Annotated in this window: 12 protein-coding genes and 2 pseudogenes; 7 read left to right on the forward strand and 7 right to left on the reverse strand. The window is 68.9% G+C overall.

What is annotated here, in order from left to right:
• Window positions 1–142: 142 nt before the first annotated feature.
• Both BN4348_RS45615 and BN4348_RS45620 read left to right on the forward strand, forming a co-directional pair.
• Window positions 143–760 (forward strand): methyltransferase family protein, encoded by a 618-nt coding sequence (locus BN4348_RS45615; RefSeq protein ID WP_066914192.1) that lies wholly within the window; start codon window positions 143–145, stop codon window positions 758–760.
• 199 nt (window positions 761–959) lie between these two features.
• Window positions 960–1,367, forward strand: a complete 408-nt coding sequence (locus BN4348_RS45620; RefSeq protein ID WP_066914171.1) for a hypothetical protein — start codon at window positions 960–962, stop codon at window positions 1,365–1,367.
• Window positions 1,368–1,395: 28 nt separating this feature from the next.
• Here BN4348_RS45620 and BN4348_RS45625 read toward each other — a convergent pair.
• Both BN4348_RS45625 and BN4348_RS45630 read right to left on the reverse strand, forming a co-directional pair.
• Window positions 1,396–3,204: pseudogene (locus BN4348_RS45625) on the reverse strand (NAD(+) synthase); the annotation flags it as partial.
• 14 nt (window positions 3,205–3,218) lie between these two features.
• Window positions 3,219–3,932 (reverse strand): annotated as a pseudogene (locus tag BN4348_RS45630) (nitrilase-related carbon-nitrogen hydrolase); the annotation flags it as partial.
• Window positions 3,933–3,991: 59 nt separating this feature from the next.
• Here BN4348_RS45630 and BN4348_RS45635 point away from each other — a divergent pair.
• Window positions 3,992–4,531 carry a cysteine hydrolase family protein gene (locus BN4348_RS45635; protein WP_066914172.1) on the forward strand — a complete coding sequence of 180 codons (540 nt, stop codon included), beginning with the start codon at window positions 3,992–3,994 and terminating at the stop codon, window positions 4,529–4,531.
• A gap of 94 nt (window positions 4,532–4,625) precedes the next feature.
• Window positions 4,626–5,459, forward strand: coding sequence for an NAD-dependent protein deacetylase (locus BN4348_RS45640; protein ID WP_066914173.1), 834 nt, complete (start codon window positions 4,626–4,628; stop codon window positions 5,457–5,459).
• On the opposite strand, the gene BN4348_RS45645 is transcribed toward BN4348_RS45640, so the two are convergent.
• Complete coding sequence (locus tag BN4348_RS45645; protein ID WP_066914176.1) at window positions 5,456–6,724, reverse strand: cytochrome P450; 1,269 nt, start codon at window positions 6,722–6,724, stop codon at window positions 5,456–5,458. The genes BN4348_RS45640 and BN4348_RS45645 overlap by 4 nt on opposite strands.
• A 103-nt stretch (window positions 6,725–6,827) precedes the next feature.
• Between BN4348_RS45645 and BN4348_RS45650 the strand changes: the two genes are divergently transcribed.
• The 3 genes from BN4348_RS45650 to BN4348_RS45660 all read left to right on the forward strand — a co-directional run bounded on the left by BN4348_RS45650 (window position 6,828) and on the right by BN4348_RS45660 (window position 8,489).
• A complete protein-coding gene (locus BN4348_RS45650) occupies window positions 6,828–7,478 on the forward strand; it encodes a TetR/AcrR family transcriptional regulator (protein WP_066914178.1) in 651 nt (216 codons plus the stop codon).
• 70 nt (window positions 7,479–7,548) lie between these two features.
• Window positions 7,549–8,040 (forward strand): MarR family winged helix-turn-helix transcriptional regulator, encoded by a 492-nt coding sequence (locus tag BN4348_RS45655; RefSeq protein ID WP_066914180.1) that lies wholly within the window; start codon window positions 7,549–7,551, stop codon window positions 8,038–8,040.
• Between the two features lie 17 nt (window positions 8,041–8,057).
• Window positions 8,058–8,489 (forward strand): DUF5313 domain-containing protein, encoded by a 432-nt coding sequence (locus BN4348_RS45660; RefSeq protein ID WP_066914182.1) that lies wholly within the window; start codon window positions 8,058–8,060, stop codon window positions 8,487–8,489.
• On the opposite strand, the gene proB is transcribed toward BN4348_RS45660, so the two are convergent.
• The 4 genes from proB to rplU all read right to left on the reverse strand — a co-directional run bounded on the left by proB (window position 8,482) and on the right by rplU (window position 11,692).
• A complete protein-coding gene (gene proB, locus BN4348_RS45665) occupies window positions 8,482–9,597 on the reverse strand; it encodes a glutamate 5-kinase (protein WP_066914184.1) in 1,116 nt (371 codons plus the stop codon). The two genes, BN4348_RS45660 and proB, sit on opposite strands and share 8 nt — an antisense overlap.
• Window positions 9,594–11,036: a GTPase ObgE gene (gene obgE, locus BN4348_RS45670; RefSeq protein WP_066914186.1), complete on the reverse strand. Its 1,443-nt coding sequence runs from the start codon at window positions 11,034–11,036 to the stop codon at window positions 9,594–9,596. The genes proB and obgE overlap by 4 nt, the downstream gene beginning before the upstream one ends.
• A gap of 63 nt (window positions 11,037–11,099) precedes the next feature.
• Window positions 11,100–11,366, reverse strand: coding sequence for a 50S ribosomal protein L27 (gene rpmA / locus BN4348_RS45675; RefSeq protein WP_066914188.1), 267 nt, complete (start codon window positions 11,364–11,366; stop codon window positions 11,100–11,102).
• Window positions 11,367–11,380: 14 nt separating this feature from the next.
• Entirely contained in the window at window positions 11,381–11,692 is a 312-nt protein-coding gene (gene rplU, locus BN4348_RS45680) for a 50S ribosomal protein L21 (RefSeq protein WP_066914190.1), read from the reverse strand.
• Between the last annotated feature and the right edge of the window lie 176 nt (window positions 11,693–11,868).

The following is an 11,868-nucleotide window of genomic DNA, read 5'->3' on the forward strand; positions in this document are numbered from 1 at the left end:
GCGCGCTGGCCACCCTGGTGCCCGGCGCCGGTGACTGCGCACCGGGCGCCGACGCGATCGACGCCGCACTGCGGGAAGGGTTTCGGTGACCGAGAGCGGTGATGTAACCTCGCTGGCGATGACGGCGGTCATGGGAATTCGCATGCCAGCGACAGCCGCTGCCGACATGGCCCTGGTGCTCTTCGCGATCTTCGGCGTGCTCGGATTCGGCTGGCGCAGCTGGCTGCAGTATCGGCGCACCGGCTCCACCGGCTTCCGCGGCATCAAAACCGGCGGCCCGGTGGAACGCCTCGCCGGTGTCGGCTTCGTGGTAGCGCTGGCGGTGGCGGTGAGCGCCCCAATCCTGCAAGAGGCCAAAGTGGTTGGCCCGCTGCGGATGCTCAACGAGGTCTGTATCCAAACCGTCGGCATCGTGGCGGCCACGGCGGGCATCGCGGCGACGGTGTACGCGCAACTCGAGATGGGCGATTCCTGGCGGATCGGGGTCGACACCACCGAGACCACCACGCTGGTGCACACCGGCATGTTCGGCCGGATCCGCAACCCCATCTACGACGCGATGTTCCTGTTCGGGATCGGCATCGTCCTGGTGACGCCGAACGTCGTTGCCCTCGCCGGCCTTATCCTGCTCGTCGCCACGATCGAGCTACAGGTCCGTCGCGTCGAGGAACCGTACCTGTTGCGGACGCACGGCGACGCCTATCGCGCCTACGCGGCCAGCGTGGGTCGATTCGTCCCCGGGGTCGGACTCATCCGCTAGCGCGGCGCGCCCACGTCGTGGGCGATGGCCTGCGATACCCGATCGCCCCATCTGTCACTTGCATCACCGCGCGGTTGGGTGGGCGTTTTTGCGCGCTGACCTGCGGTTGGCAGTGTTTGGCAGCGTCTGGCGTCGATCTGGCAGCGGTTGACGAGCAGCCTCGGTGGCAGTCGCTGTTTGCCATCGAGAAAGGAAAACCATGTCCGCTACCACGATTGACCGCACCGGAACCAGGGACGGGTTGCTTCGACTTGCCATGCGGGCCGACGCCGCCATCAGCGGACTGGCTGGCCTGGCCGGCATCCCGCTGGCCGGCCGGCTCGCCGGACTGTCGGGCACCACGAGGGCGTTCGAGTACGGAATGGGCGTGTTCTTGATCGCCTACGGGGTGGTCGTTTTCGGACTGGCCGCCAGGGCGTCGGTGCGACGGGCCGGCATGGGCGTCATTGTCGCGAATCTGCTGTACACGGCGGCCGCCGTCGTTTTCGTGCTCGCGGATGTCTTCCCGTTGACGTCGGCCGGTGTCGCAGTGAACCTGGCGGCCGGGGTGGGCACGCTGCTGTTCGCCGAACTGCAATACCAGGGCTGGCGTCGCGCGCGGGCCTGAGCCGGACGCCCGGCCCGCCGGGCTCGCGCTAGTCTTCGGGGACTTCGCGCTGGATCTCGTCGAGCCAGATGCGCGCGGACATGTCCGACGGGGCGCGCCAATCCCCGCGTGGCGACAACGCGCCGCCGTGCGCCACCTTGGGCCCGTTGGGCAACGCCGAGCGCTTGAACTGACTGAACGAGTAGAACCGCTGCACGAAGACTCCGAGCCAGTGCCGAATCTCCTTGAGCGAGTAGGACGGTCGCTTGTCCTCGGGGAATCCCGGCGGCCAGTTGCCCTGCTCGGGATCGCTCCACGCGTGCCACGACAGGAATGCGATCTTCGACGGCCGGAACCCGAACCGCAGCACGTAAAATAGCGAGAAGTCCTGCAGGGCAAAGGGTCCGACCTTGGCCTCGCTGCTCTGCAGCTCCTCCTCCTCGCCACTGGGAACAAGCTCCGGGGTGATCTCGGTGTCGAGCACCGACTGCAGTACATCCGTCACGTCGGACTCGAATTGCCCCGACGAGATCACCCAGCGGATCAGGTGCTGGATCAGCGTCTTGGGGACGCCGCCGTTGACGTTGTAGTGCGACATCTGGTCGCCGACACCGTAGGTGGACCAACCCAACCCCAGCTCGGAAAGGTCGCCGGTGCCCAGCACGATCCCGCCGCGCTGGTTGGCCAGCCGGAACAGGTAATCGGTGCGCAGGCCGGCCTGGACGTTTTCGAAGGTGACGTCGTAGACCTTCTCGCCCCGCGAGAACGGATGGTCGATCTCCTTGAGCATCAGCTTCGCGGTCTCGGTGATGTCGATCTCGGAGAAGGTGACGCCGAGCGCGCGACACAGCTCGATCGCGTTGCGCTTGGTGCGATCGCCAGTCGCGAAGCCGGGCAGCGTGAACGCCAGGATGTCGCTGCGCGGCCGCTCTTCGCGGTCCATCGCCCGCGCGGCGACGATCAGCGCGTGTGTCGAGTCCAGGCCGCCCGAGATGCCGATGACAACCTTCGGGAAGTCCAGCGCGCGCAGCCGCTGCTCGAGCCCCGCCACCTGGATGTTGTACGCCTCGTAGCAATCCTGTTCCAGGCGTTGCGGATCGGCCGGCACGAACGGGAAGCGCTCGATCTCGCGGCGCAGCCCGATGTCGCCGCCCGGCGGGTCGACCCGGAACTCGATGCGCCGGAACGACTCCGCCGACGTCCGGTGGTGGCGCCGGTTGTCGTCGAAGGTCCCCATCCGCAGCCGTTCCGAGCGAAGCAGATCCGTGTCGATGTCGGCGACGCTGCGACGTTCCCCCTTGGGGAAACGCTCGGACGAGGCGAGCAGGACGCCGTTCTCCCAGATCATCGTCTGCCCGTCCCAGGCCAGGTCGGTCGTCGACTCGCCCTCCCCAGCGGCGGCGTAGATATAGGCGGCCAGGCACCGCGACGACGCCGAGCGGGCCAGCAGGCAACGGTCCTCGGCGCGGCCGATCGTGATCGGGCTGCCGGACAGGTTGGCCAGCACCGTGGCCCCCGCCAGCGCCGCCTCCGCGCTGGGCGGGATCGGCACGAACATGTCCTCGCAGATTTCGACGTGCAACACGAAGTCGGGCAGATCCGTCGCGGCGAACAGCAGATCGGGACCGAACGGGGCCTCAACGTCGCCGATGCGGATGACGCCGCGCTCGTCGTCCCCTGGCGCCAGCTGGCGGCGCTCGTAGAACTCGCGGTAGGTGGGCAGGTACGACTTGGGCGCCACCCCGAGCACCGCGCCGCGGTGGATCACCACCGCGGCGTTGTAGATGCGATGCCGGTGGCGCAGGGGCGCGCCGACGACCAACGCCGGCAGCAGATCGGCCGACGCCGCGACGATGTCNAGATGGGAAAAAGAGACAGGCCCCCCCCAGCGGCGGGGTAGATATAGGCGGCCGGGCACCGCGACGACGCCGAGCGGGCCAGCAGGCAACGGTCCTCGGCGCGGCCGATCGTGATCGGGCTGCCGGACAGGTTGGCCAGCACCGTGGCCCCCGCCAGCGCCGCCTCCGCGCTGGGCGGGATCGGCACGAACATGTCCTCGCAGATTTCGACGTGCAACACGAAGTCGGGCAGATCCGTCGCGGCGAACAGCAGATCGGGACCGAACGGGGCCTCAACGTCGCCGATGCGGATGACGCCGCGCTCGTCGTCCCCTGGCGCCAGCTGGCGGCGCTCGTAGAACTCGCGGTAGGTGGGCAGGTACGACTTGGGCGCCACCCCGAGCACCGCGCCGCGGTGGATCACCACCGCGGCGTTGTAGATGCGATGCCGGTGGCGCAGGGGCGCGCCGACGACCAACGCCGGCAGCAGATCGGCCGACGCCGCGACGATGTCCCCGATGGCGTCTTCGACGTCGTCGAGCAACACGTCCTGGAGCACGATGTCCTCGATGGAGTACCCGGACAGCGTCAGCTCCGGGAACACGGCCACGGCGACGCCGTCGTCGTGGCAGTCCCGCGCCAACCGCAGGACCGAGTCGGCGTTGGCCGCCGGATCACCGATCGTGGTGTGGTGCGTGCACGCGGCGACCCGGACAAAGCCCTGGTTGTAGCTGTTATAAAAATCCATCGCACTCCCATTGTCGCCCGCGCAGTGTCAACCCGTGCCCCTCGGGTATCCCCAACGGTATGAGCGATACCGCTGTCGTAGTGGTCGACATGATGAATACGTATCAGCATCCCGACGCTGAAGAACTCATACCCAATGTCGAGAAAATCATGGACCCGATCGCCGACCTGGTCCGCCACGCACGTCGGGCCGACGGCGTCGACCTGGTCTACGTCAACGACAACTACGGCGATTTCACCGCCCAGTTCTCCGACATCGTCGGCTCCGCGCTCAACGGGGCGCGGCCCGACCTGGTCAAGCCGATCGTGCCGTCCGAGGAGTGCCGCGTCCTGACCAAGGTCCGGCACAGCGCCTTCTACGCCACGGCGCTGGCCTATCTGCTCGGCCGCCTGGAGACCCGACGGTTGATCCTCACCGGACAGGTCACCGAGCAGTGCATCCTCTACACGGCCCTCGACGCCTACGTGCGCCACTTCCCCGTCGTGATCCCCACCGACGCCGTCGCCCACATCGACGCGGACCTGGGCAAGGCGGCCCTGAAGATGATGGAGCAGAACATGTCCGCGGAACTCACCACCGCGGCCGACTGCCTCGGTTAGTCCCGACCAGGCGCGAGCGTGCGCAAAATGTCAGGTTTCGCGGCGTGCCGCCGGACAAACACGCACCCTCGCGGGGGGCGACTACCCTCGAGGCGTGGACTCCCCCGAACTGGTCGCGCTGCTGGCCGGTCGCCGGGTCGCGGTGCTGACAGGTGCCGGTATCTCCACCGACTCCGGCATTCCCGACTACCGCGGTCCCGATTCGCCGCCGAGCAATCCCATGACCATCCGCCAGTTCACGTCGGATCCGGCCTTCCGGCAACGGTATTGGGCGCGCAACCACGTCGGCTGGCGGCACATGCACGACACCGCGCCCAACGCCGGGCACCGGGCGCTGGCCGCGCTGGAGCACGCGTCGGTGGTGACCGGCGTGATCACCCAGAACGTCGATCTGCTGCACACCAAGGCCGGCAGCCGAAGCGTCGTCAACCTGCACGGCACCTACGCGCGGGTGGTGTGCCTGGGCTGCGGCCACACCCTGAGCCGCGGCGCGCTCGCCGAGCAACTCGAGGCGCTCAACCCGGGGTTCATCGAGAGCGCCGCGGCGGTCGGCGGCCTGGCGGTGGCCCCCGACGCCGACGCCGCCGTTTCCGACACCGCGTCGTTTCGCTACCTCGACTGCCCGCGCTGCGGCGGGATGCTCAAGCCGGACATCGTCTACTTCGGCGAGAGCGTTCCCAAAGACGTTGTGGCCGAGGCGTTCGCACTGGTCGATCGGTCCGAGGCGCTGCTGGTCGCCGGCTCGTCGCTGACCGTGTTCTCCGGCTACCGATTCGTGCGCCACGCCGCGGCGCGGGGCATCCCGGTCGCGATCATCAACCGGGGGGCGACCCGCGGCGACGACCTGGCCACTGTGAAGGTCGACGGCGGGTGCTCGGAGCTGCTGGCGCTGCTCCTCGACGAACTGGCGCCACTGGCCGTCCGCTAGAACGTGCAGGGCATGCTGCCGATGGCGTGGATGAAATTGCCCGCCACGTAGCTCGGCTCGCCCGCCTCGATGTCCGGCAACTGGGCGAGCAGCTCGCCGAAGATGGCGCGCAGCTGCGCGCGGGCCACGTGCGCGCCGAGGCAGAAGTGCACCCCGCCGCCGCCCATGCTCACGTGCGGATTGGGACTGCGGCTCAGGTCGAAACGCTCCGGATGGTCGAACGCGTCGGTGTCCCAGTTGCCGGACGAGTAGAACATCACCACCTTCTCCCCCGCCTGGATCTGTTGGCCGCCCAGCTCGAAATCCGTTGCGGCCGTCCGACGGAAGGTCATCACGGGCGTGGCCCAACGGACGAACTCCTCGACCGCCGTGCCGATCCGGTTGTCGAAGTCCTCGAGCAACCACGCCCTTTGGTCGGGGAAGTCGGTGAGCGCCTTCATCGCGTGGCTGATGGTCTGCCGGGTGGTGTCGTTGCCGGCCACCGACAGCAACACGAAGAACGCCGCCACGTCCGCGTCGGTCAGCCGATCGCCGTCCACCTCGGCGTTCACCAGGCTGCTGAACAGGTCGTCGCCGGGCCGTTCGCGGCGCGCTGCGGCCAGGGCGCCGGCGACCTGGTGCAGGTACATCTGGTTCTCGAACAGGATTTCCATCGGGTGGCGCCCACCGAGGAAGGCCGGGTCGGCCCACGACACCATGGCGTCGGTCGCGTGTGCCACCTGTTGACGTTCGGATTGCGGAATCCCCACCATGTCCGACAGCGTGCGGATCGGCAGCTCCTTGGCGCACAGGTCAACAAAATCGGCGCCGCTGCCGGCGGCCCGGAGCTCTTCGACGATGGTCTTGGCGTTCGCCTGGATCGAGTCCTCGATGCGCCGGACCTGCCGGGGGGTGAACGCGGCGTGGGCAAGCTTGCGCAGCGTGGTGTGCCGCGGCGGGTCCATCGCCAGGAAGGACTGCGACGCCTCGAGCAGCTCCACCGGGATGTTCTCGAACATCACGCCCTTGCCGGACAGAAACACCTCGTTGTTGCGGCTGACCGCGACGATGTCGGCGCGACGGGTGACGGCCCAGTAGCCGGGGTCGTCGGGATCGGACATCAGGGCGTCCTCCACCGGGGGGTGCCAGCTCACCGGGCGCTCGGCGCGCAGCACGGCGAACGACCGTTCCCGCTGCGCCGCGCTCGTGGACCAAAACGCGCGCGACGACAGGTCGATCGCGTCGTAGGCACGGGAACCGCCAGATACGTCCGCCGCCACCGTCATCGTTGGCCCTCCTCGGTTATGACCCCGGTCACATGCTGCTACCGACAATATGCCTAGACATAGTGTCTAGTCAATGTGTCGGTCCCTCGGCTATGCTGGGCAAATGCCGTCGGTCACCCGAAAGGCGCAGGCCAATCGCGAACACGGGCGCCAGCAGCGGCGAGAGCAACTCGAGCGCCGCTTGCTGGAGGCCACCGAGCGGCTGATGCGTGACGGCGCCAGCTTCACCGAGCTCAGCGTGGACCGGCTGTCGGGCGAGGCCGGCATCTCGCGGGCCAGCTTCTACATCTACTTCGAGGACAAGGGCCACCTGCTGCGCCGCCTGGCCGGCCAGGTGTTCGCCGACCTCGCCGACAGGGCGGACCGCTGGTGGAGCGTGGCCTGGCGGCACGACCCCGCCGACGTCCGCGCCGCGACGGCCGGCCTCGTCGCCGGCTACCGGCGTCATCAGCCGGTGCTCGTCGCGCTCAACGAGATGGCCGGCTACGACCCGCTGGTCGGGGCCACCTATCAGAACCTGCTGACCGCCATCACCGGGCGAGTGACCCGCGTCATCGAGGACGGCCAGGCCGACGGGTCCATCCGCCCCGAACTGCCCGGCAGGGCCACGGCCAGCGCACTGACCTGGATGGTCGAGCGGGCGTGCCATCAGAATCTTCCGACCGCTCCGGACTCCTACGATGCGGAGCTGGCCGAGGCGTTGGCCCAGATCATCTGGGGCTCCTTGTATCTCGAGGCGATGCCGCGGGCCTGAGATACCCGTGGCAAAAGCCCTGTGACCAATGCAATAGTTAGGGCGCAAATTATTAGCGTACGGTATAAATGTGACCGCACCGACCGCGCCCGACGTCGACCCGCTTTCCCTCGAGCAACAGGTCTGTTTCGCGCTGAGCATCACCAACCGCGCCGTTTTGGCCGTCTACCGACCGCTGTTGGAGCCGCTGGGGCTGACCCATCCCCAGTATCTGGTGATGCTGACGCTCTGGGATCATCACAAGACACCAGCGGGACGACAGAAACCGCTGTCGGTCAAGGAGATCGCCGCCACGTTGCAGATGGATTCGGCCACGCTGTCACCGATGCTCAAGCGCTTGGAGGCGCTCGGGCTCATCACCCGCACCCGCAACGCCGCCGATGAGCGCTCGACCGACGTCAAGCTCACCGCCGACGGGACCGCCCTACGCCGGCGCGCGCTGCAGATCCCGCCGGCCGTGGTCGCACGACTGGGCGTCGACATGGACGAACTGCGGCACCTGCACCAGGTGCTCACCCGGATCAACGCGGCCGCCCTGGCGGCCGGCGCCTTGCAGACCTGAACCCCCTAGGAGCCACCGTGACCAAACCCAAGGCCAGCGCCAAACCCAATCCCTGGCAATACATCGCCTACTCGTACGGGCGGCAGCTGCCCGACTCGATGCGCGACTGGGTCGCCAACGATCTGGCGGGCCCAGGCGCCGTGCGCCGGCACATGATCCGATGGGCCATCCCACCGCTGTTCGTTCTCGCACCCTTCTGGCTGCTGCCCGCGTCACTGTACGTGCATACGGAAATGACGGTGCCGCTCTACATCTGGGCCCTGCTGATTTCGCTCGCGCTGAACAAGGTCTGGCGCCGCCACCGGCTGGCGCAGCATGGCCTCAACCCGAACCTGGTCGACGTCCTGAAAAACAAGAAGCAGGCCAAGATGCATGAGGACCACGCCCGCCGCTACGGGCCGCGTCCCGAATCGGCCGCGTGGCAGGACAACAGCAACCCGTTTACCTAGCCGGCTGCACCGCGACCAGATCGTCGGCGTGCACCGCGGGCCGGCGCAGCTCACCGGGCAGGTCGGACGTCGACCGGCCCATCATGGTGGCCAGCTCGGTGGCGTCGTAGGCGACCACGCCGCGCGCCACCAGGGTCGCGTCGGGCCCGCGCAGTTCGACCACGTCGCCGGCGTAGAACCGCCCCGAGACCGTGGTGATGCCCGCGGCCAGCAGCGAGCGGCGTTGCCGCAGCACCGCGCGCACCGCCCCCTCGTCGAGGGTCAGCGATCCGGCCACCTCGGCGGCGTAACGCACCCAGAACCGGCGGGCCGACATCCGATCCGCCCGCGCGGCGAACACCGTCCCCGTGGAGGCGTCGGAGAGCGCCGTCGCGGCGTCGGCCGCGGCGGCCAGCAGCACGGGGACCCCGGCGTCGGCGGCCAGCAGCGCCGAGGACATCTTCGACGCCATGCCGCCGGTGCCCAGGTCGCTGCCCGGCCCGGCGACCACGCCGTCCAGATCCGCCGCGCCGGCCACCTCGGGGATAAACTTGGCGCCGTTCGTCTTTCGCGGATCCGCGTCGTAGAGCCCGTCGATGTCGGAGAGCAGCACCAAAGCCTCGGCCCCGACCAGGTGGGCCACCAGCGCCGAGAGCCGGTCGTTGTCGCCGAACCGGATCTCGTTGGTGGCCACCGTGTCGTTTTCGTTGACGATCGCCACCGCGTGCAGCGCGCGCAGCCGGTCCAGGGTGCGCTGGGCGTTGGTGTGCGAGGCCCGCACCGAGATGTCGTGCGCGGTCAGCAGCACCTGCCCGACGGTGCGTCCGTAGCGGGCGAACGCCACGCTCCACGAGTTCACCAGGGCCACCTGCCCGACACTGGCCGCGGCCTGCTTGGTCGCCAGATCCTTTGGGCGACGCGATAATCCGAGCGGCTCCATGCCGGCGGCGATGGCACCCGACGACACGATGACGACGTCGGTGCCCGCCTTCATCCGGGCCTCGATCGCGTCGGCCAGCCCGGCCAGCCGCCCGGAGTCGAACATCCCGGACGGGGTGGTCAGCGCGTTCGTCCCGACCTTGACCACGAGGCTGCGCGCGGTGCGGATGGCGTCGCGATGGGCACTCATTCTTCGTCACCGTGTTGACGGCGCTGCCGCCGGGCGGCCTTGCGCTCGGCGGCCCCGGACCGTTCGGTGCGTTCCAGCCGCGCATCGGTGCCCCGGCCCGACAACGCGACGTGCTGTCCCGCAGGGGTTTGCGGCTCCCAGTCGAAGGTCATCTCCCCGATGGTCACCGCGCAGCCCGGCCGCGCACCCAGCCGCAGCAATTCCTCCTCGACACCGAGGCGCGCCAGGCGATCGGCCAGATAGCCCACCGCTTCGTCGTTGTCGAAGTTGGTCTGGCCCACCCAGCGCTCGGGTCGCGCGCCGGTGACCACGAAGCCGTCCTCGCCGTCCGGCTCGACGGTGAAGCCGCTGTCGTCGACGGGCACCGGGCGGATCACCGGGCGCCGCGGCACGATCTGCGGCCGCGCGGCCTTGTACTCCGAAATCATCTGCCACAGCCCAAAGATCAAGGGCTGCAAGCCCTCCCGCGCGACCGTCGAGACCAGAAACACCGGCCAGCCGCGCTCGGCGATCTCGTCGCGGACGAATTCTGCGAGCTCGCGGGCCTCGGGTACGTCGATCTTGTTCAGCACCACCGCGCGCGGCCGCTCGGCGAGGTCGCCCAGCGCCGCGTCCCCTTGCAGCGTCGGGGTGTACGCGGCGAGCTCGGCTTCCAGCGCGTCGATGTCGGATACGGGGTCGCGGCCGGGTTCGGCGGTGGCGCAGTCGACGACGTGCACCAGCACGGCGCACCGCTCGATGTGCCGGAGGAATTCCAGGCCCAGGCCGCGGCCCTGCGACGCGCCCGGAATCAGGCCCGGCACATCGGCGATCGTGAAGGTGTGCTCACCCGCCGACACCACGCCCAGGTTGGGCACCAGCGTGGTGAACGGGTAGTCGGCGACCTTCGGTTTGGCCGCCGAGATCGCCGACACCAGCGAGGATTTGCCGGCCGAGGGAAACCCGATCAGCCCCACATCCGCGACGGTCTTGAGCTCCAGCGTCAGGTCGCGGGACTGCCCCGGTTCCCCGAGCAGCGCGAAGCCCGGGGCCTTGCGGGCCCGCGATGCCAGCGCGGCGTTGCCCAGGCCGCCGCGGCCACCGGCGGCCGCCTCGAACCGCGTGCCCGCGCCCACCAGATCGGCGAGCAGCCGCCCGTTTTCGTCCAGCACCACGGTGCCGTCCGGGACCTTGACTTCCAGGTCCGAGCCGGCGGCGCCGTCGCGGTTGTTGCCCATCCCCTGCTTGCCCGAGGGCGCGGTGACGTGCGGATGGAAATGGAAGTCCAGCAGGGTGTGCACCTGCGGGTCGACGACCAACACGATGCTGCCGCCGCGGCCCCCGTTGCCCCCATCGGGACCGCCGAGCGGCTTGAATTTCTCGCGGTGGACCGACGCGCAGCCGTTACCGCCGGAACCCGCCCGAGCGTGGATGACGACGCGATCGACAAACCGGGGCATCGAGGGTCCTCTCAACTACCGCGGGCGCGATGCGGGCCGCGCATCGGGCCCCGGCAAAGACGCCTACTCGGTGGTCTGCCCGGCCGCGACGATGCTGACGGTCTTGCGTCCGCGCTTGACCCCGAATTCGACGGCTCCGGACTCCTTGGCGAACAGCGTGTCGTCGCCGCCACGGCCGACGCCCGCGCCGGGGTGGAATTTGGTGCCGCGCTGGCGGATCAGGATTTCGCCGGCCTTGACGACCTGGCCGCCGAACCGCTTCACACCCAGCCGCTGCGCGGCGGAGTCGCGGCCGTTGCGCGAGCTGGAAGCGCCCTTCTTGTGTGCCATGTCTATCGCCTTTACTACTTGATGCCCGTGACCTTGAGGACCGTCAGCTGCTGACGGTGTCCCTGACGCTTGTGGTAGCCGGTCTTGTTCTTGAACTTGTGGATGCGGATCTTGGGGCCCTTGGTGTGCTCGAGGACCTCGCCTGTCACCGCAACCTTGGCCAGCGCGGCCGCGTCGCTGGTGACCTTGGCGCCGTCGACGACGAGGGCGACCGGCAGCGCCACGTTCGAACCCGGCTCGGAGTCCAGCTTCTCGACCTTGACCACGTCCCCGACGGCGACTTTGTACTGCTTGCCGCCGGTCTTGACGATTGCGTAGGTCGCCATCGTTGCTCCTGCCTCTTTCTGCTAGCCGCGCGCGTGCCACCGGCCTGTGCGTGGTGGGTCTGGGGTGCGGATCCGCCTCCGGCAAAAAACCGGAGCCCGGCGGTCCCGCCCGCCGCCGGCCACGGTCTGGCCTGACGACAACTGTCCAAGGGTACTTGACCAGCGGCTACAGGGTC

Source organism: Mycobacterium interjectum (assembly GCF_900078675.2).
In the GTDB taxonomy this organism is placed as follows: Bacteria; Actinomycetota; Actinomycetes; order Mycobacteriales; family Mycobacteriaceae; genus Mycobacterium; species Mycobacterium interjectum.

What these genes read in the sequence shown, in the direction of transcription:
- BN4348_RS45615 (WP_066914192.1), top strand. Translation starts at nt 143, where the DNA reads ATGCCAGCGACAGCCGCTGCCGACATGGCCCTGGTGCTCTTCGCGATC.
- BN4348_RS45620 (WP_066914171.1), top strand. Translation starts at nt 960, where the DNA reads ATGTCCGCTACCACGATTGACCGCACCGGAACCAGGGACGGGTTGCTT.
- BN4348_RS45635 (WP_066914172.1), top strand. Translation starts at nt 3,992, where the DNA reads ATGAGCGATACCGCTGTCGTAGTGGTCGACATGATGAATACGTATCAG.
- BN4348_RS45645 (WP_066914176.1), bottom strand. Translation starts at nt 6,724, where the DNA reads ATGACGGTGGCGGCGGACGTATCTGGCGGTTCCCGTGCCTACGACGCG.
- BN4348_RS45650 (WP_066914178.1), top strand. Translation starts at nt 6,828, where the DNA reads ATGCCGTCGGTCACCCGAAAGGCGCAGGCCAATCGCGAACACGGGCGC.
- proB (WP_066914184.1), bottom strand. Translation starts at nt 9,597, where the DNA reads ATGAGTGCCCATCGCGACGCCATCCGCACCGCGCGCAGCCTCGTGGTC.
- obgE (WP_066914186.1), bottom strand. Translation starts at nt 11,036, where the DNA reads ATGCCCCGGTTTGTCGATCGCGTCGTCATCCACGCTCGGGCGGGTTCC.
- rpmA (WP_066914188.1), bottom strand. Translation starts at nt 11,366, where the DNA reads ATGGCACACAAGAAGGGCGCTTCCAGCTCGCGCAACGGCCGCGACTCC.
- rplU (WP_066914190.1), bottom strand. Translation starts at nt 11,692, where the DNA reads ATGGCGACCTACGCAATCGTCAAGACCGGCGGCAAGCAGTACAAAGTC.